The 18099-nt window shown below is 62.2% G+C and carries 15 protein-coding genes; 5 read left to right on the forward strand and 10 right to left on the reverse strand.

What is annotated here, in order from left to right; all coding sequences use genetic code 11:
- Window positions 1–51: 51 nt before the first annotated feature.
- The 3 genes from ACTJKE_RS15930 to ACTJKE_RS15940 all read right to left on the reverse strand — a co-directional run bounded on the left by ACTJKE_RS15930 (window position 52) and on the right by ACTJKE_RS15940 (window position 2508).
- Window positions 52–999, reverse strand: a complete 948-nt coding sequence (locus tag ACTJKE_RS15930; RefSeq protein WP_093233035.1) for a glutaminase — start codon at window positions 997–999, stop codon at window positions 52–54.
- A gap of 136 nt (window positions 1000–1135) precedes the next feature.
- Window positions 1136–1753 (reverse strand): 30S ribosomal protein S4, encoded by a 618-nt coding sequence (gene rpsD, locus ACTJKE_RS15935; RefSeq protein WP_057248932.1) that lies wholly within the window; start codon window positions 1751–1753, stop codon window positions 1136–1138.
- A gap of 227 nt (window positions 1754–1980) precedes the next feature.
- Complete coding sequence (locus tag ACTJKE_RS15940; protein WP_057248931.1) at window positions 1981–2508, reverse strand: MarR family winged helix-turn-helix transcriptional regulator; 528 nt, start codon at window positions 2506–2508, stop codon at window positions 1981–1983.
- A gap of 115 nt (window positions 2509–2623) precedes the next feature.
- Here ACTJKE_RS15940 and ACTJKE_RS15945 point away from each other — a divergent pair, with 115 nt between their 5' ends.
- A complete protein-coding gene (locus tag ACTJKE_RS15945) occupies window positions 2624–2959 on the forward strand; it encodes a cupin domain-containing protein (RefSeq protein WP_162730482.1) in 336 nt (111 codons plus the stop codon).
- A gap of 55 nt (window positions 2960–3014) precedes the next feature.
- Here the strand turns inward: ACTJKE_RS15945 and ACTJKE_RS15950 are convergent, their stop codons facing one another.
- Window positions 3015–4532, reverse strand: a complete 1518-nt coding sequence (locus tag ACTJKE_RS15950; RefSeq protein ID WP_058328261.1) for an ATP-binding protein — start codon at window positions 4530–4532, stop codon at window positions 3015–3017.
- 329 nt (window positions 4533–4861) lie between these two features.
- Between ACTJKE_RS15950 and ACTJKE_RS15955 the strand changes: the two genes are divergently transcribed.
- Window positions 4862–5047 carry a hypothetical protein gene (locus ACTJKE_RS15955; protein WP_440636063.1) on the forward strand — a complete coding sequence of 62 codons (186 nt, stop codon included), beginning with the start codon at window positions 4862–4864 and terminating at the stop codon, window positions 5045–5047.
- Here the strand turns inward: ACTJKE_RS15955 and murI are convergent.
- The 3 genes from murI to ACTJKE_RS15970 all read right to left on the reverse strand — a co-directional run bounded on the left by murI (window position 5044) and on the right by ACTJKE_RS15970 (window position 8763).
- Window positions 5044–5889, reverse strand: coding sequence for a glutamate racemase (murI, locus tag ACTJKE_RS15960; protein WP_093233032.1), 846 nt, complete (start codon window positions 5887–5889; stop codon window positions 5044–5046). The genes ACTJKE_RS15955 and murI overlap by 4 nt on opposite strands.
- On the reverse strand, window positions 5876–6721 hold the full coding sequence (locus ACTJKE_RS15965) for an RNA methyltransferase (protein WP_093233031.1): 846 nt from the start codon (window positions 6719–6721) through the stop codon (window positions 5876–5878). Before ACTJKE_RS15965 ends, murI begins: the two co-directional genes overlap by 14 nt.
- 65 nt (window positions 6722–6786) lie before the next feature.
- Window positions 6787–8763, reverse strand: a complete 1977-nt coding sequence (locus ACTJKE_RS15970) for an FUSC family protein (protein WP_440636065.1) — start codon at window positions 8761–8763, stop codon at window positions 6787–6789.
- A gap of 274 nt (window positions 8764–9037) precedes the next feature.
- Here ACTJKE_RS15970 and ACTJKE_RS15975 point away from each other — a divergent pair, with 274 nt between their 5' ends.
- Window positions 9038–10252: an NADP-dependent isocitrate dehydrogenase gene (locus ACTJKE_RS15975; RefSeq protein ID WP_058324115.1), complete on the forward strand. Its 1215-nt coding sequence runs from the start codon at window positions 9038–9040 to the stop codon at window positions 10250–10252.
- 128 nt (window positions 10253–10380) lie between these two features.
- Window positions 10381–10860, forward strand: coding sequence for a GNAT family N-acetyltransferase (locus tag ACTJKE_RS15980; RefSeq protein WP_440691986.1), 480 nt, complete (start codon window positions 10381–10383; stop codon window positions 10858–10860).
- A gap of 237 nt (window positions 10861–11097) precedes the next feature.
- Here the strand turns inward: ACTJKE_RS15980 and ACTJKE_RS15985 are convergent, their stop codons facing one another.
- The gene (locus ACTJKE_RS15985; RefSeq protein WP_057248924.1) at window positions 11098–11949 is read right to left on the reverse strand and encodes an AraC family transcriptional regulator; all 852 of its coding nucleotides are present in this window, start codon (window positions 11947–11949) and stop codon (window positions 11098–11100) included.
- Window positions 11950–12140: 191 nt separating this feature from the next.
- Here ACTJKE_RS15985 and ACTJKE_RS15990 point away from each other — a divergent pair, with 191 nt between their 5' ends.
- Window positions 12141–13799 carry a SulP family inorganic anion transporter gene (locus ACTJKE_RS15990; RefSeq protein WP_440691988.1) on the forward strand — a complete coding sequence of 553 codons (1659 nt, stop codon included), beginning with the start codon at window positions 12141–12143 and terminating at the stop codon, window positions 13797–13799.
- 96 nt (window positions 13800–13895) lie between these two features.
- Here the strand turns inward: ACTJKE_RS15990 and alaS are convergent, their stop codons facing one another.
- The gene (gene alaS, locus ACTJKE_RS15995) at window positions 13896–16559 is read right to left on the reverse strand and encodes an alanine--tRNA ligase (protein WP_057248922.1); all 2664 of its coding nucleotides are present in this window, start codon (window positions 16557–16559) and stop codon (window positions 13896–13898) included.
- A gap of 228 nt (window positions 16560–16787) precedes the next feature.
- A complete protein-coding gene (gene recA, locus ACTJKE_RS16000; RefSeq protein ID WP_057248921.1) occupies window positions 16788–17879 on the reverse strand; it encodes a recombinase RecA in 1092 nt (363 codons plus the stop codon).
- Window positions 17880–18099 lie beyond the last annotated feature (220 nt).

The following is an 18099-nucleotide window of genomic DNA, read 5'->3' on the forward strand; positions in this document are numbered from 1 at the left end:
CAAGATCAAGGGAAATCGGCCGGATTGTGCTGGTTGATGACGCAGAAGGTCCTAGGACCCGAAGACCGACCAGCCGGTGCGCGCTGCCAGCATCTCAAGCGCCAGCGAGCCGAGCAACGAGTTGCCGTTTTCGTTGAGACCAGGAGACCAGACGGCAACGGACGCCTTGCCCGGCGCCACCGCCAGAATGCCGCCACCCACGCCGCTCTTGCCCGGCAAGCCGACGCGGTAGGCAAAATCGCCCGAGCCGTCATAGTGGCCGCAGGTCAGCATCAGCGCGTTGATGCGCCGCGCCCGCTGGCGCGAGACGACGTTATGGCCCGTCAGCGGATTGCTGCCGCCAGCGGCCAGAAACAGGCCGGCCTTGGCCAGCTGGCTGCAGGTCATAGCCAGGGCGCAATGGTGGAAATAGACGCCGAGTACATGCTCCACCGGATGGTCGAGCTTGCCGAAGGAGCGCATGAAATTGGCAAGCGCGAAGTTCCTGTAGCCGGTGGCCGTCTCCGAACGTGCCACCTCGTGGTCGATGACGATCTCGTCGTCGTCGGCAAGATAGCGAATGAACTGCACGATTTCGCCGATCAGTTCCCGCGGCGTATGGCCGGCGAGGATCAGGTCGCTGATGGTGATGGCGCCGGCGTTGATGAAGGGATTGCGCGGCTTGCCGCCTTCCTGCTCGAGCTGGACGATGGAGTTGAAGGCCGAACCGGATGGCTCGCGGCCGACACGGTGCCAGATGTTCTCGCCATGTTTGCCGAGTGCCAGCGTCAGCGTGAACACCTTGGAGACGCTCTGGATCGAAAACGGCACTTCGGCATCGCCGACCCGGTAGAGCTTGCCGTCGGTCGTCACGATCGCCATGCCGAAATGCTTGGCGTCGACGCGCGCGAGCTGTGGGATGTAGTCGGCAACCTTGCCCTGGCCGAACCGCGGGCTCAGTTCCCGATGGATGTCCTCGATGATCGCTTGCAAGTCTTGCGGAGCGTTCTGCTCAGGCATCGGCTTCCCTCTCACTCATCGCCTGTCGAAGGGATGAAATCGCGCCATGGACGGCAGCGCCACGGTAATCGCTACCGACAAAAAAACCGCCCGTTTCCGGGCGGTTTTCGAAACGTCACAAGGCGTGAGCCCCGGATTAACGCGAATAGAATTCGACGACCAGGTGCGGTTCCATGACGACCGGGTACGGAACGTCAGAGAGGCCCGGGACGCGGACGAAGGTCGCAACCATCTTGTTGTGGTCGGCTTCGATGTAGTCCGGAACGTCGCGCTCAGCGAGCGAAACCGATTCCAGAACGGTTACGAGCTGCTTGGACTTTTCCTTGACTTCGATAACGTCGCCCGGCTTGCAACGGTAGGAACCGATGTTGACGCGGACGCCGTTGACCTTGACGTGGCCGTGGTTGACGAACTGACGGGCAGCGAAGACCGTCGGAACGAACTTGGCGCGGTAGACGATCGCATCGAGACGCGACTCGAGCAGGCCGATCAGGTTTTCCGGGGTGTCGCCCTTGCGGCGGGAAGCTTCAGCGAAGATCGCGCGGAACTGCTTCTCGCGGATGTCGCCGTAGTAGCCCTTGAGCTTCTGCTTGGCGCGCAGCTGTACACCGAAGTCCGAGAGCTTGGACTTGCGGCGCTGGCCGTGCTGGCCCGGGCCGTATTCGCGGCGGTTTACCGGGGACTTCGGACGGCCCCAGATGTTTTCGCCCATACGGCGGTCAATTTTGTACTTGGACGATTCGCGCTTGCTCATCGCATTTCCTTTCAAACAGTTACACCGGCCTGTTTCCAAACCGGATCAAGGAAACACGCCCTCCTCTGAACCCATTTTCGGGATTCTGACAGGTTTCTCACGATCACGCTGACGGAGAAGCCACGGGACATGTCAAATGAAACACCGGACATTTCTGCCCGGCGTTGGGGCGGCTTTAGTGCGTCCGGCCCCTATTGTCAACGAAATTGTGACAAACCGGCATCCGTTCAAGCCGGATCAACGGCTTCGGCCCGTTCCAGCGAGACGAGCAGTTTCCTGAGGAGCGCCGCCAATGCGGCGCGATCCTCCTTGCTCAGCCCTTCGAGGTACTGCGCCTCGCTGGTCATATCCGCGCGAATCGCCGTTTCCGCAAGCGCTATTCCTTTCTCGGTCAGTCCGACGACGCTGCTTCGGCCATCGGAGGCCGAGCGCTCGCGCACGATTAGCCCAGCCTTTTGCAGTCGATCGAGCCGGTGCGTGAGCCCGCCCGACGAGATCATCAGCAATGTATAAAGGTCGGTCGGCGTCAGGCGATAAGGCGAACCTGAACGCCTAAGCGTCGAGATCACATCGAACTCGCCGCGGTCGAGGCCGAAGGAGGCGAACGTCTCCTCGATCGACGGGCGCACAAGGTTGGAAAGGCGGTAGGCGCGCCCAAGGATGGTCATCGGCTCGGTATTGAGGTCGGGCAGTTCTGCCGCCCACTGCGCCTGCAGCCGGTCGACGTGATCCCTCGCCTCGTTCTCATTCTGCATTGCTCACCTCATTTCATCAATATATCTTGACGAGAAGATAGTTTCGGATAATATCTTCTCGTGAAGATAATTCATCCGCAACGGGAAGCCAACCCGACCGGAGATGGAGGCCAGCATGTTTCATGTCATTCCGCGTGCAGAGCAGAAGCAGAGCCCCAACCGAACCATCCTGTTTGAAGGCGGGCAATACGGCGCACCCATCTCGCTGTTCCTGATGGATGCCGAGCCCGGCCAGGGGCCCGCCCTTCACATCCATCCCTATCCGGAGACCTGGATCGTGCATTCCGGCGAAGCGGAGTTCACTGTCGGTGAGCAAAAGATCATGGGCAAGGCCGGCGACATCATCGTCGTCGATCCTGAGACGCCGCATCGTTTCGTCAACACTGGCACCGGCCGGCTGCAAATGACCTGCATCCACGCGTCGGATCGGGTGGTTCAGGCCTGGCTCTAGCGTTCGTGCGCTTTTGGCTGTGTCAGTACCCCAAAGGCACGGGAATGGAGGTGGCTTACTCGGCCGCGGTGGCCGGCGTGTTGCCCATATCCGGTCCGTTCGCATCCCCCGGCGCGGTTTCGCTGCCAAGGTCCGGAAAGGCCACGATGCGTTTGCCGGAAAAGTCCGCATGGATGACGATCAGCCCGTGTTCCTCGAAATATCCGAGCAGGCGGCGCGCACGACGGGCCGAATGCGTGCCATAGGCGCGCGCAATCATCGCGTCCGAAGGACACGGCAGGCGGCGGACGGCTGCTTGCGCCATCATCAGGAACACGGCCTGAAGATCCTCGGTCACACGATCGGCAAGCTGCAAGGCCTGCGCCCAGGTCTCGGTCGCCGCCGTCTCGGCGTCGACACCGGAACGGGCAACCGCCATCTTGCGGCGGAAGGCACTGAGGGAAAGTGCTGCACCTGACGGCAGGCGGCGAATGCGGCAACGGACCAGGAAGTCCTGGAACAGTTCTGCATCGGGACGGAAGGCCGCCTCCGGATTGGTGAGGATTTCCGCGAAGACGCTGTCGAGCAGGCTTTCTTTCTCGTCAGCGGTCATCTCCGGCTGAACCGGCCTCGCCTCGATTGGCGCTGCTGCTTCCGGCCGCGGGCGTGATAGTTCGGCGAGGATGTCCGTTGTCGGGCGCGGCGGCGCGACCGCGCGGCGCATGATCGGCCGGGTCAACTCGTCCGGGTCCGGCGTGAAGATCAAATCCTCGACGTCCTGCGGCGCCTCCGGCAGCGGCATGAGCTTCGGGCTCGTCGAACGGGCCGATGTCTCGACCGTGCCGATCGTCACCTTCAGCGGTCTGCGCGACAGCGCCGGGCCGAGTGCGACGAAGGAGCCGCGCTTCAGGTCACGGAACATTTCCGCCGTGCGCCGGTCCATGCCGAGCAGATCGGCCGCACGCAGCATGTCGATGTCGAGGAAGGTACGACCCATCAGGAAGTTGGAGGCTTCGGCCGCCACGTTCTTGGCAAGTTTCGCCAGACGCTGCGTGGCAATCACGCCGGCAAGTCCGCGCTTGCGGCCGCGGCACATCAGGTTGGTCATGGCGCCGAGCGAAATCTTGCGCACCTCTTCGGTGACGTCGCCGGCAACGGACGGCGCAAACATCTGTGCTTCGTCGACCACGACGAGCACCGGATACCAGAACTCGCGGTCGGCATCGAACATGGCGTTGAGGAACACGCCGGCGTTGCGCATCTGCTGCTCGATATCGAGGCCTTCGAGCGAGAGCACGCAGGAGACGCGGTGCTGGCGAATGCGGTTGGCGATGCCAATCAGCTCCGCATCGGTCCGCTCGCCCTCGACGACCACATGGCCGAACTTGTCGGCGAGCGTGACGAAATCGCCCTCGGGATCGATGATGCACTGCTGCACCCAGGGTGCCGACTGCTCCAGCAGCCGACGCAACAGGTGCGACTTGCCCGAACCGGAATTACCCTGCACCAGGAGACGGGTGGCCAGAAGCTCCTCGATATCGAGCGAGGCCGATGTCCCTTCGGACGTCGCTCCCATGTCGATGCCGACCTTCATTTCCACCTCTTCGTGCAAGAGCGTTCCGCTTGTCGCACCGCTCAATGTGTTGGTTTCATGCAATTCCGGGCGCAAATGGCTGCGCACTTCTCTGGAATGCTTTAGATGATTCGCGACCATGCGGAGACCGCCGATCGGGCGACACCTAGCACGGTTTTTCCGGAAATCGCGCCGGCGGCTGAGGAAACCCACAGAGAATACGCGCTTGCCTCTCGCGGGCACGCCATCCACCAACCACAACATAAAGTTGGGCCGACGCCGTTATCGCCCTTTCGCCAGCTGCCGCGCGAGCCCATATGTTTGGAACGCAACAAGGATCAGGGGCAAAGATGCGTAGCAGCGAGTCAGAGCAGCAACTGCAGATGAACAACCTCGATCAGCGCATGCGCGATGCCTATGAGGACGGCCAGCCCGTCCTGTCAAAGGCGCAGGCCGCCTCCGTCCGCCACAAGAACTTCCTGCTTCTATGCGGCTTGGTTTCGTTGATCGCGATCCTGTTGGCGATTCTTTTCTAACCGGTCGTTGCGACCTGCCCTACCCGGACATCGACGGTGGCATTTGGCGTGACCGTCAGGCCGAAGCCCTGCATCAGCCGCCGCGTCGCGAAATCCGGCTTTCCCGACGTGAAAATTGCCGGATCCTGTCCGTTGAGCGGCTCGAAGCCGTTCGGTTGCGGCACGAGCGAGCGCGCACGTCGCGCAATCGCCTCGGCCGGGTCCAGCCAATCGACCGGCCAGGGCGCGAGCCTGCGGAAGACATTGGCCATGAAGGGGTAATGTGTGCAGGCGAGAACGACGATATCGGTCTTCCTGCCGTCCATCTCGACGAAACACGGCGCGATTTCCGAGAGCACCTCGTCATCATCAAGCTTCTCGCCGCGGATGTAGGCCTCCGCCATCTTGGCAAGATTTTCCGAGCCGACGAGGCGCACGTGGCACTGGCTGGCGAAGGACTGGATGAGATCGCGGGTATAGGCGCGCTTGACGGTGCCCGGCGTCGCCAGAACAGACACAAGACCGGAACGTGTGCGCTCGGCTGCCGGCTTGATCGCCGGAACTGTGCCGACGAAGGTCATCTGAGGATAGGCCGCGCGCAGATCTGCGCCGACAAGCGTAAAGGCGGTGTTGCAAGCGATCACGCAGATTTCCGGATCATGCTCGGAAAGCAGCCGGCCGAAAAGCTCGATCACGCGCGCCTTCAGCGCCGCCTCTTCCCAGCCACCATAGGGAAAGCCGGCGTCGTCGGCCACATAGATGAAATGCCGCTCGGGCATCAGCACCCTCGCCTCGCGCAGCACGGTCAAGCCGCCGATGCCGCTGTCGAAGACGAGGATGGGTTTCAGTTCACTCGCTGTCACCTTTGTCTCGCGCTTTCCTGTTGTGCTCGCCCCTGCTGTGATCACCTGGAGCGCCGGAGCCCCGCGGGTTTTCCCGCGTGAACCGGTCGAGCGAAGAAATGACGCCGCGCAGCACCTGGATTTCGGATTCGGTAAAGGATGGTCTGGTCAGAACAGCGCGTAGGTTTTCGACCAATTTCGGCTTTTTGTCGGCGGAGCGGAAATAGTTGCGCGCGTCGAGCGCTTCCTCGACATGCTCGAAGAGCCCCTGCAGATGTTCCTTGGTCGCCGGCCGCTGCTCGATCGCCTGGAACGAGGTCTGGTCCTCCGATTCCATGCCGGTCTTCAGCCATTCATAGGACATCAAGAGCACGGCCTGAGCGAGATTGAGCGACGCGAAGGCCGGGTTGACCGGAAAGGTCACGATTTCGTCGGCAAGCGCCACTTCCTCGTTGGTAAGCCCGGTGCGCTCGCGCCCGAACAGGATGCCGGTCTTCTCGCCGCCCTGGAAGCGCTGGCGCAGCGTGCGCGCTGCGACAATCGGAGAGCGGACCGGCTTGTAGCCGTCGCGGTCGCGAGCGGTCGTCGCATAGACGAAGTTGAGGTCGGCGATCGCCTCTTCGACCGAACTATAGAGCTTGGCAGCGTCGATCACGTGGTCGGCACGGCTTGCGGCAGAGCGCGCCTTTTCGCTCGGCCAGCCGTCGCGCGGATTGACGAGCCGAAGCTCTGCCAGGCCGAAATTCGCCATTGCCCGCGCGACCATGCCGATGTTTTCGCCGAGCTGCGGATAGGCGAGGATGATCGCCGGTCCTTCCACCAGAAGTTCGCGCTCGCTGTTCGTACCTGCCATTTTCCCGTGCCTTCGCCTGTCGTTCGGCGCTTCCCTTGCACAAATACCGCGGAAATTAAAGTCCACTACAAATGAAGCCGGTTGAGAGAGACCCCAATCATCTCGAGACCAAGCTCCGCATCGTCCTTCGAGATCGGCAGGTGCCGATCGACCGGCGCACCGATCCGGCCGACCTCGTAGAAATAGGCGGACGCCTTGTCGCGCACCGACTGGACGAGTTCGAGATTGGCGTCGATGTCCTCTTTGAAATCGGTCCCCTCCAGCTCCGCATCCGTGCCGACGCGCCGCGCGAAGACCCTTGCCCAATAGGTGCAGGCCATGAAGATCGCCAGCGCCTGACGCACATGGCCGGGGCGCGTCACCAGCTGCCACGGAAGCCCCAGCGGCTTTGCCGCCGCCGCGAGCTCGCGATAGGCACGGTCGAGCGCCTGAGAGCGGGCAACGAGAACCATGCCGGAGGTGCCGTCCCGCGCAGCCTGCAACAGGCCGATCAGTTCGTCGCACCAGGTCGCGACAGCTGCATCGAGCGTGGTGCGGGTGCGCGTCGGAAAAACGACGAAGGCGACGGCCGCACCGGCGATCGAGCCGATCATGGTTTCCTCGAGACGAAGCTGAAGGAGATGCGGCGTCAGCACGCCCATGAGGCTGTAGACCAGCGACAGCACGACGGAGATGAAGAAGGTCATCGTCGCGTAGGAAATGGCGAGGAAATAGAAGGCGAGAAAGACGCAGAGGGCGCTGAGCGGCAGCACGAGATAGATGTTGCCGCCAACGAGCGTGCCGACGACGATGCCCACCACGATACCGAAGAGCGTGCCTGCCGAGCGCTGCAGCGCCTTGACGGCCGTATCGCCACGCGAACGTGTGTTGGTGAAGACCAGAAACGCCGCGAGCACCGCCCAGAACCAGCGCTCGCGTGACAGCATCAGCCCGAAGACCATGGCGATGCCGGAAGCAAGCGTGATCTGGATCGCTGCCTTCAGCGCCGGGTCAGTAAGCGATGGCTTCCAGCGGCTTGGTCCGCCACTCATGTGTGCCTGCGGCTCTTCGAGGTCGGCCGGCGTCAGCTTTGCAAGGCTGCGGGCAAGCCTCTGCCTGACATTGCGAAGCCAGAGCAGCGCCTTCACCGTTTCCGCACGCCGTGGTGCCGCATCGCCAAGGCGCGCGATCTCCTCGTCGATCCGCTCGCCGTCCCGCGCTAGCATCGCCTCGACCAGTGCCGGCGGCGGCATCGACTGGAAGCTCACCACAATCACGCTTTCGGCCGCGAGATGCAGGTCGAAAAGATTGACGACGACATCGGCCGAGGCGAGGCCCGGCTCCGGTTCCGGCCGCCGGTTCTCGGTCGGAATGAAGCTTTCGGCCATCAGCACCGCTTCCTTCAATCGCTCCTCCGCCGTGTGCAGCCGACGCCGGTCGACCTCGGAGAGAACCGGCTTGCGGGCGATCTCCGCCAGTTGCAGCAGCATCTGGTCGACGCGGCGCTGCACGCTGGCCGTTGCCCGCAGCAGGTCCTGGTAGCGATCGTCCGGCAGCAGCCGTGTGCGAACGAGATGCGCGACCGTGGCGGAGACCGCCGCCCCGAAGAACAGCGCCGGCAGCTGGTCGAGCGTCGGCCGGAGATAGGCGCCGGTGAAATAGGACATGAACGCGAACATGCCGACGGCAAAGCCGCGCGGCCCGAAGGATCGGCCATAGACGGCGAGAAATATGATCAGCAGGAAAACGACGTCCGAGACGTAGCGATGATTCTCGAGAACCGATGCAAGCCCGACCATCGAAACACCGACGGCGACGGCGATAATGCGCGTCAGGCGCTGGCCTGCCACCGTCGTGTCGCGAACGGCGAGACCGCCTTCGATCGACAGCGACGCAGCGAGGCCGAAGGCGGCCGGCGGCAGCGGCGCCACGAGATAGTGAAACGCCATCAGGAGCAGAATGGAAACGACGATCGTCGCGGTGATGCGGGAGGCCTGCCGCAGGCGGGAGAAGGCCGGATCGTTGGCAAGAAGCCAATCGCGCATACGGGAACGAAATGCCATCGGATGCCTTTATCTGTCTGCGTTCGCCTCACGTGCGCGTCGCTTCGCGGGGTTCTTTCTGCATAGCGGCAGGCGCGATCTTTGCAAGGCCGGCGCGCTGAAAGCCCAGCCGGAAAGGCGTGCCGAAGCCTTGTGCGAGGCCACTTTCAACCTCCGTCCAAAGTTTCAGCCAAGCATGCTTTGCCTTGCCGGTTCTGAGTGCTATAGGGCACAGGATTTTCAGAGAGGAAGGGACATCGCTCCCGCTGTCCCGCATAAGCTACGAGGCATATTCATGGCAAAGATCAAGGTCGCCAATCCGGTCGTCGAGCTCGACGGCGACGAGATGACCCGCATCATCTGGCAGTTCATCAAGGACAAGCTGATCCATCCCTACCTCGACATCGATCTGGAATATTACGACCTCAGCGTCGAAAACCGCGATGCGACCGAAGACCAGGTGACGGTCGATGCCGCCAACGCGATCAAGAAGCACGGCGTCGGCGTCAAGTGCGCCACGATCACGCCGGATGAAGCCCGCGTCGAGGAATTCAAGCTGAAGAAGATGTGGAAGTCGCCGAACGGCACGATCCGCAACATCCTCGGCGGCGTCATCTTCCGCGAGCCGATCATCTGCAAGAACGTTCCGCGCCTGGTTCCGGGCTGGACCAAGCCGATCATCGTCGGCCGTCATGCCTTCGGCGACCAGTACCGCGCCACCGACTTCAAGTTCCCGGGCAAGGGCAAGCTGACGATGAAGTTCGTCGGTGAAGACGGCAAGGAAATCGAATACGACGTCTTCGACGCGCCGTCGGCCGGCGTTGCCATGGGCATGTACAACCTCGACGATTCGATCACCGAATTCGCGCGTGCTTCGTTCAACTACGGCATCCAGCGCAAGGTTCCGGTCTACCTCTCGACCAAGAACACCATCCTCAAGGTCTATGACGGCCGCTTCAAGGACATCTTCCAGAAGGTCTTCGAGGAAGAATTCGCCGAGAAGTTCAAGGAACTGAAGATCTGGTACGAACACCGCCTGATCGACGACATGGTCGCCTCCGCTCTGAAGTGGTCCGGCGGTTACGTCTGGGCGTGCAAGAACTACGACGGCGACGTGCAGTCGGACATCGTCGCCCAGGGCTTCGGCTCGCTCGGCCTGATGACCTCGGTTCTGATGACGCCGGATGGCAAGACGGTCGAAGCCGAAGCTGCCCACGGCACGGTTACCCGCCACTACCGCCAGCACCAGAAGGGCGAGGAAACCTCGACCAACTCGATCGCCTCGATCTTCGCCTGGACCCGTGGCCTCGCCCACCGCGCCAAGCTCGACGGCAATGCCGAACTTGCGAAGTTCGCCGACACGCTCGAGAAGGTTTGCGTCGACACCGTCGAATCCGGCTTCATGACCAAGGACCTGGCGCTGCTCATCGGTCCCGATCAGCCCTGGCTCTCGACCACCGGCTTCCTCGACAAGATCGACGAGAACCTGCAGAAGGCCATGGCTGCCTGATCGGCGCCAGACACGTCGAAAAACACGGAACCCGGCCATGCGCCGGGTTTCTTTTTTACCAGCACCGTCTTTACCAGTACCGTCGCTCAGCTGATCTCCGCGGCGGCAAGCCCTTACGGGAACGACCGATGATCTCATTCAGACCGATGCTTGATAGCGAATACCCGGCCTATCTCGACTATTTCATTCCGGACTACGCCATTGAAATTTCGGCCAACTACGGTTTTTCCGATGCTGACGCGCTGGTGCAGGCAAGACGTGAAATCGCGCAAGATCTGCCGCAGGGCGTGAAGACGCCGGGCAACGTGCTGCTCTGTGTGATCAATGAGACCGATTCCAGCCTCATAGGCTACCTCTGGTATAGACCAGACCTCGCCGGCCATTCGGTCTTCATCAGCGATTTCCACATCCTTGCCAGCCAGCAGGGGCAAGGTTTCGCCAAGCAGGCCCTCAATGCACTCGAAACCGAGCTTACAGCCAAAGGCTTCAAGCAGATAAAGCTGCGTGTCGCCGAGAACAATCGACGTGCCAAACACGTCTACGATGTCGCAGGTTTTCGCGTTACCGGCATCAATATGAGCAAGTTGATCAAGCCTTGCGGGCCGTGAGGGGCGAAAGCCGACGGCTCGATAGCATGCGATTGCTGGCCACGGATGTACCGGCACTGCAAAATGGCGGACGAGGAGAGGTCGGCTCAACCGGCCCTTCTTGTTTGTGTGGCCGGATGTCTGCGCCTGGATCGGCAGGCGCCATCAGGAAAAGGCCGACAAGGCTTGAAACCTTGTCGGCCGTTCAGAGGTGTTCCACTTCGCCGATCGCAACCGACCACCGACGTCTTGCAAGCCTCACTTCAGCGGCAGATAGATTTCGCTCAACAGCTCCGTCGGCGCCACTTCGCGGGGATTGTTGAGATATTTCTCGAACATCAGGCTGTCGCGGATCTCACGACCTGACTGTGGCAGCCAGGTGCCGTAGAGCCATTGGTACGCGTTCGGCATATCCGCATAGGGACCCTTGTGGCGCAGCACGGCGTAGCGGCCGCCGTCAAGGTGCTGCTGTGTCAGGGGCGTCTCCACCGGCATCTGTTCGCGAGCGCTGACGCAGGCGAAGGAGCGCAGCTTGTCGGTCGGCACCAGTTCGGGGTCGTCGAGGTAGATGCCGATCATTTCCATGTCCGGCCGGAACAGTTGGCGCGAGAACAAGGTTCCGTAGAGCGTCTCGAACGCCCGCCCGATCTCCATGTAGGAGCCGCTATGGGCGACGCCGACGAGGTCGAAGGCCTCGACCTCCTTGAGGGTGACTTCATACATATCAGGGATTCCTTCCGTTGACGCGGTTTCAAAGGCGACATGGCTGCCCTCCTTCCGGTAGCGCGCCGGCGGCAGCCCGTAAGCTCCCTTGAAGGTGCGGTTGAAGGATTGGAGATTGGGGTAGCCAGAGCGCTGCGCGATCTCTTCGACAGGAAGATCGGACTGGGCGAGATCGGCCGAGGCCCGCTGCAGTCGCAGCCGCTTCACGGTTGCGGCCAGCGTCTCGCCATGGACCGCACGATAGATGCGGTGCCAGTGGTGCGGCGACAGACAGGCGATCTCGGAGAGACGATCGAGGTCGAGATCGCCGTCGAGATGGCCATAAATGTAGTCGCTGACCCTGTGCAGGCGCCGTTCATAGGTCGCCCACGCTACCCGATCGTCCATGTCTACCCTTTCGCGCTTTGCTCACGGATCGGTAGACCATAGATCAATTTGACAAATCCTGCGGACTTCTCCGGCGTACCGCCACAATTTTGCAAGCGCCGCGACTCAAGCTAGCTCTATGTTATTGCCGTCTTGCAGGCTCCGCCCGGAATCCACCGGATACGGAACTCTTCTGGCCGAAGGCCCAGCCGATGACCGATACTCTTGTTCCGAAGATCGTGAGCGTTTTCACTGAAGGATATGACGGCGCCCGCCTGCGCGCCGACGCGATCGCCGGCCTCACTGTCGCAATCGTTGCCTTGCCCCTGTCGATGGCGATCGCCATCGCATCGGGCGTCACGCCTGATCGCGGCCTCTATACCGCCATTGTCGGCGGCTTTCTTGTCTCCTTCCTCGGCGGCAGCCGCTCCCAGATCGGCGGTCCGGCTGGCGCCTTCATCGTGCTGGTCGCTGCCACGGTCAATCGCCACGGCGTCGACGGTCTCCTGCTGGCGACGATGATGGCCGGGGTGATGCTGATTGCTGCCGGCTATTTGCGGCTCGGCAAATACATCAAGTTCATTCCTTATCCCGTCACCGTTGGCTTTACCGCCGGCATCGCGGTGATCATCTTCGCAAGCCAGCTGCGCGATTTTCTCGGGATCACGCTTGAGGGCAATGAGCCCGGCCCCTTCCTCGACAAGATCACCGCCCTCGCTGCCGCGATCGACACGATCAACCCGGCGACCGTGGCGACCGCGGCACTGACGATTGCTGTTATCTTCGCCCTGCGCAAGCTGAGGCCGCATTGGCCGGGCATGCTGATCGCGATCGCCGTCGCGTCTGTCGCCGTCGCCCTGTTACACCTGCCGACCGAAACGATCGGCACCCGCTTTGGCGGCATCCCCGGCGGCCTGCCGAGGCCGGCGCTGCCGCCGTTATCCTTCGACCGGGTCGCTGCGGTCTTCCCGGATGCAGTTTCGTTCGCGCTGCTCGGAGCCATCGAATCCCTGCTTTCCGCCGTCGTTGCCGACGGCATGACCGGCCGGCGTCATCGCTCCAGCGTCGAACTGATCGGCCAGGGCATTGCCAACATCGGCTCGGCACTCTTCGGCGGCATCTGCGTCACCGGCACCATCGCACGCACGGCGACGAATGTGCGGGCCGGCGGCACCAGTCCGGTGTCGGGCATGCTGCACGCGGCTTTCCTTCTCGCTTTCATGCTCGTGGCTGCTCCACTTGCAAGCTATATCCCGCTTGCAGCCCTTGCCGGCATGCTTGCGGTCGTCGCCTGGAACATGGTCGAGAAGCCGGCCTTCATGGCGTTGTTGCGATCATCAGGCGGCGATGCCGTGGTGCTGCTCGCCACCTTTGCCATCGTCGTCTTTCGCGATCTGACCGAAGGTATCGTCGTCGGCTTCGCGCTTGGAGCCGTTCTCTTCATCGACCGTATGGCCAAGAGCATCGCCATCGGCAAAGCGAAGCGCCCAGGATCCAGCGCGGAAGAAAATGGCGCCGAGGAACATCCCGTTGCCGCCGACGACCCGGATACGGTGATCTATCACATTTCCGGCGTCTTCTTCTTCGGCTCCGCGGCAACTGTTGGCTCGGTGCTGGACCGGATTGCCGACCAGCGCCGCAACTTCATTCTTGATTGCAGCGACGTGCCTTTCATGGATTCAACCGCGGCTAACGTGATCGAAGGCACCGTCCGAAAGGCCGAACGGACCGGCGTGCGCTTCATCGTTACCGGCGCCTCGCACCAAGTCCGGCGCATGCTGGCGAGCCACGACGTGCACGAGCCACGTGTCGCAACGTTTGCGTCCATCGAACTTGCGCTCGACAACATCCGCGGTGCGACGAAAGAATAGAGAATTCAGAGCGATGCCGACGTTTTCTAACAATTTGAGGACATCGAACAAAAAAGGGCGCCGAAGTGGCGCCCTTCTAGTTTCTGTCTTTGACGGTTACCCGGCCAGTGCAACGGCCACGGCCTCGATGGCTTCGGCCGCCTTCTCACCATCCGGACCACCGGCCTGGGCCATGTCAGGACGTCCGCCGCCACCCTTGCCGCCGAGCGCGGCTGATGCGACGCGAACGAGGTCGACGGCGCTGAGCTTCGAGGTCAGATCGTCGGTGACGGCCACGACCGCACTCGCCTTGCCATCGCCGGACACGCCGACGAAAGCGACGACGCCAGAGCCGAGGCTCTTCTTGCCGTCATCGGCAAGGCTCTTCAGATCCTTGGGCTCGACGCCCGAGACGACCTTGCCGAGGAAACGAACGCCAGCGATGTCGCGGGCTGCGTCGGCGGAACCCGCCTCGCCGCCACCGCCGAGCGCCAGCTTCTTCTTGGCTTCGGTCAGTTCGCGTTCCAGCTTGCGGCGTTCGTCGAGCAGCGCCTCGACGCGGCCGAGCACGTCGCCCGGCTGAACCTTCAGCGTGTTGGCGAGTGTCTTCACGCGCTCGTCCTGCTCGTTGAGATAGGCGCGTGCGGCTTCGCCGGTCAGCGCCTCGATGCGGCGAACGCCGGCGCCGACTGCGCTTTCCGAAACGACACGGACGAGACCGATGTCACCGGTGGCCGACACGTGGGTACCGCCGCAAAGCTCGACGGAATAGGCGCGGTTGGCCTTGGAACCGTGAATGCCGCGGCCCATCGAGACGACGCGCACTTCGTCGCCATACTTCTCGCCAAAGAGTGCCATCGCGCCTTCGGCGATCGCATCGTCGACGCTCATCAGGCGCGTGGTCACCGGCGTGTTCTGCACGATGATCTCGTTGGCCATTTCCTCCACGATCTTCAGCTCTTCCGCCGTCATCGGCTTCGGATGCGAAACGTCGAAGCGCAGGCGTTCCGGGGCTACCAGCGAGCCCTTCTGGGCGACATGGGTGCCGAGCACTTCGCGCAGCGCCTCATGCAGCAGGTGGGTTGCCGAGTGGTTGGCGCGCAGGCGCGAGCGGCGCGCATGGTCGACGTCGAGCTGCGCGGCGTCGCCGGTCTTCACCGTACCTTCAGCAACGGTCGCGAAATGAACGAAGAGCCCCTCGCCGCGCTTCTGCGTGTCGGTCACGACAAGCTTGCCGGTTTCGGTGGTGATCGTGCCGGTGTCGCCCATCTGGCCGCCCGATTCGCCGTAGAACGGCGTCTGGTTGAGCACCACCTGGACCGTGTCGCCCTTGGCTGCCGAAGCGACGACGGCGCCGTCGCGCACGATCGCCTGGATCACGCCTTCGGCGGTCTCGGTGTCATAGCCGAGGAAGTCGGTGGCGCCGTGCTTTTCCTTGAGCTCGAACCAGATCGTCTCGGTCGCCGCTTCGCCCGAGCCGGCCCAGTTGGCGCGGGCTTCGGCCTTCTGGCGCTCCATGGCGACAGAGAAGGCGTCGGTATCGACGGTGATGCCCTTGGCGCGCAGGGCGTCCTGGGTCAGGTCGAGCGGGAAGCCGTAGGTGTCGTAGAGCTTGAAGGCGGTTTCGCCGTTGAACTGGTCGCCTTCCGAGAGATCGGCAGATGCGTCCGAAAGCAAGTTCAGACCGCGCTCCAGCGTCTTGCGGAAGCGGGTTTCCTCAAGCTTCAGCGTCTCGGAGATCAGCGCTTCTGCGCGCATCAGTTCCGGATAGGCGCGGCCCATCTGGCCGACCAGCGCCGGCAAGAGCTTCCACATCAACGGATCCCGGGCACCGAGCAATTGCGCGTGGCGCATGGCGCGGCGCATGATGCGGCGCAGCACGTAACCGCGGCCTTCGTTCGACGGCAGCACGCCGTCGGCAATCAGGAACGCGGACGAACGCAGATGGTCGGCAATGACACGATGGCTGGCGCGCTGGTCGCCCTCGGCCTTGACGCCGGTTGCTTCCTCGGAAGCGGCGATCAGGGCGCGGAAAAGGTCGATGTCGTAGTTGTCGTGCTGGCCCTGCAGCACCGCTGCCAGGCGCTCGAGGCCCATGCCGGTGTCGATCGAAGGACGCGGCAGGTTGACCCGCTCTTCCTTGGTGATCTGCTCGTACTGCATGAAGACGAGGTTCCAGATCTCGATGAAACGGTCACCGTCCTCGTCGGCCGAACCGGGCGGTCCACCCCAGATATGGTCGCCATGGTCGTAGAAGATTTCCGAGCATGGGCCGCAGGGCCCGGTATCGCCCATGGCCCAGAAGTTGTCGCTCGTCGGAATGCGGATGATGCGGTCGTCGGAGAAGCCGGCGATCTTCTTCCAGAGATCGAAGGCTTCGTCGTCGGTGTGGTAGACCGTGACCAGCAGGCGCTTGGCGTCGAGGCCGTATTCCCTAGTGATCAGGTTCCAGGCAAGCTCGATGGCGTTCTCCTTGAAGTAATCGCCAAAGGAGAAGTTGCCGAGCATTTCGAAGAAGGTGTGATGGCGCGCGGTGTAGCCGACATTGTCGAGGTCGTTGTGCTTGCCGCCGGCGCGCACGCATTTCTGCGCGGTCACGGCCGTCGAATAGGGACGCTGTTCCAGGCCGGTGAAGACGTTCTTGAACTGCACCATGCCGGCATTGGTGAACATCAATGTCGGGTCGTTGCGCGGCACCAACGGGCTCGACGACACGACCTCATGACCGTTCCTGCGGAAATAGTCGAGAAAGGTCGACCGGATTTCATTCACGCCGCTCATCTTGCGTCCTATTCTAAAGCACCGATTCCGGCCCGGATCCGGCATCTGCCGCGCCACTAAGCCATTGTCCTTAAACCCCGTGGCCATCCATGATGGCCACGCCCTCCAACGCCCTCGGTCGCCGGAACCAAAGGCTTTTATCGTTCACGTATCATACTGTCCAGACGGCAGCAAAAAACCGGCCGTCATAGGACGACCGGTTCTCCGGAAGCTTCAGTTCCTGGTGTTTCACGCCTCGGCGGCGTCGTCGCTGCCGTCGTCGGGTTCCGGGCCGCCGTTTTCGAGGAACCGGTCGGCGATCAGGCCGGCGTTCTGGCGCAGCGCCGTCTCGATCTCACGCGCCAGGTCCGGGTTGTCGCGCAGGAACGTCTTGGCGTTCTCGCGGCCCTGGCCGAGGCGCTGGCTGTTATAGGAGAACCAGGCACCGGATTTCTCGACGATGCCGGCCTTGACGCCGAGATCGACGAGTTCGCCGGTCTTGGAAACGCCTTCGCCATACATGATGTCGAACTCGACCTGCTTGAAGGGCGGCGCCATCTTGTTCTTGACGACCTTGACACGGGTCTGGTTGCCGACGACCTCTTCGCGCTCCTTGACCGAACCGATGCGGCGGATGTCGAGGCGGACCGAGGCGTAGAACTTCAGCGCGTTGCCGCCGGTGGTGGTTTCCGGCGAACCGAACATGACGCCGATCTTCATGCGGATCTGGTTGATGAAGATGACCATGCAGTTCGACTTGGAGATCGACGCGGTCAGCTTGCGCAGCGCCTGGCTCATCAGGCGTGCCTGCATGCCCGGCAGGCTGTCGCCCATTTCGCCTTCGATTTCGGCGCGCGGCACAAGCGCTGCGACGGAGTCGACGACGAGAACGTCGATCGCACCGGAGCGCACCAGCGTGTCGGTGATCTCAAGCGCCTGCTCGCCGGTGTCCGGCTGCGAGATCAGGAGGTTTTCGAGATCGACACCGAGCTTGCGCGCATAGATCGGATCGAGCGCGTGTTCGGCGTCGACGAAGGCGCAGATGCCGCCCTTCTTCTGTGCTTCGGCGATCGTCTGCAGCGCCAGCGTCGTCTTACCCGAGCTTTCCGGGCCGTAAATTTCAACGATGCGGCCCTTCGGCAGGCCGCCGATGCCGAGCGCGATGTCGAGGCTGAGAGAACCCGTCGAGACGGTTTCGATCTCGATGATGCTGTCCTTCCCACCGAGCTTCATGATCGATCCCTTGCCGAACGACCGTTCGATCTGGGAAAGTGCCGCTTCAAGTGCCTTGCTTTTATCCACCGATTTGTCCTCTACGAGCCGCAAAGAGTTTTGTGCCATTTGGTCCACCTTTAGGTTATTGAAGCTACCGAGGCAATGAAGCCGCCGCAGGAGTTTTTGTACATGTTTTGTTCCGTATTTGCAAGAGCAGGACAATATATTGAAAAACAATGATTATCTTGGTTTCGTTCTTTTCATGTTCACGGGATTGAAACCATAGGTTCTCAAATGCGCGCAGTACGTCTTCAAACCTGCCCCTCAGGGCTTGGCCGATTCGCCT

Source organism: Ensifer sp. 22521, from assembly GCF_052044795.1.
Classification (GTDB): Bacteria; Pseudomonadota; Alphaproteobacteria; order Rhizobiales; family Rhizobiaceae; genus Ensifer.

What these genes read in the sequence shown, in the direction of transcription:
- ACTJKE_RS15930 (WP_093233035.1), bottom strand. Translation starts at nt 999, where the DNA reads ATGCCTGAGCAGAACGCTCCGCAAGACTTGCAAGCGATCATCGAGGAC.
- rpsD (WP_057248932.1), bottom strand. Translation starts at nt 1,753, where the DNA reads ATGAGCAAGCGCGAATCGTCCAAGTACAAAATTGACCGCCGTATGGGC.
- ACTJKE_RS15940 (WP_057248931.1), bottom strand. Translation starts at nt 2,508, where the DNA reads ATGCAGAATGAGAACGAGGCGAGGGATCACGTCGACCGGCTGCAGGCG.
- ACTJKE_RS15945 (WP_162730482.1), top strand. Translation starts at nt 2,624, where the DNA reads ATGTTTCATGTCATTCCGCGTGCAGAGCAGAAGCAGAGCCCCAACCGA.
- ACTJKE_RS15950 (WP_058328261.1), bottom strand. Translation starts at nt 4,532, where the DNA reads ATGAAGGTCGGCATCGACATGGGAGCGACGTCCGAAGGGACATCGGCC.
- ACTJKE_RS15955 (WP_440636063.1), top strand. Translation starts at nt 4,862, where the DNA reads ATGCGTAGCAGCGAGTCAGAGCAGCAACTGCAGATGAACAACCTCGAT.
- ACTJKE_RS15965 (WP_093233031.1), bottom strand. Translation starts at nt 6,721, where the DNA reads ATGGCAGGTACGAACAGCGAGCGCGAACTTCTGGTGGAAGGACCGGCG.
- ACTJKE_RS15970 (WP_440636065.1), bottom strand. Translation starts at nt 8,763, where the DNA reads ATGGCATTTCGTTCCCGTATGCGCGATTGGCTTCTTGCCAACGATCCG.
- ACTJKE_RS15975 (WP_058324115.1), top strand. Translation starts at nt 9,038, where the DNA reads ATGGCAAAGATCAAGGTCGCCAATCCGGTCGTCGAGCTCGACGGCGAC.
- ACTJKE_RS15980 (WP_440691986.1), top strand. Translation starts at nt 10,381, where the DNA reads ATGATCTCATTCAGACCGATGCTTGATAGCGAATACCCGGCCTATCTC.
- ACTJKE_RS15985 (WP_057248924.1), bottom strand. Translation starts at nt 11,949, where the DNA reads ATGGACGATCGGGTAGCGTGGGCGACCTATGAACGGCGCCTGCACAGG.
- ACTJKE_RS15990 (WP_440691988.1), top strand. Translation starts at nt 12,141, where the DNA reads ATGACCGATACTCTTGTTCCGAAGATCGTGAGCGTTTTCACTGAAGGA.
- alaS (WP_057248922.1), bottom strand. Translation starts at nt 16,559, where the DNA reads ATGAGCGGCGTGAATGAAATCCGGTCGACCTTTCTCGACTATTTCCGC.
- recA (WP_057248921.1), bottom strand. Translation starts at nt 17,879, where the DNA reads ATGGCACAAAACTCTTTGCGGCTCGTAGAGGACAAATCGGTGGATAAA.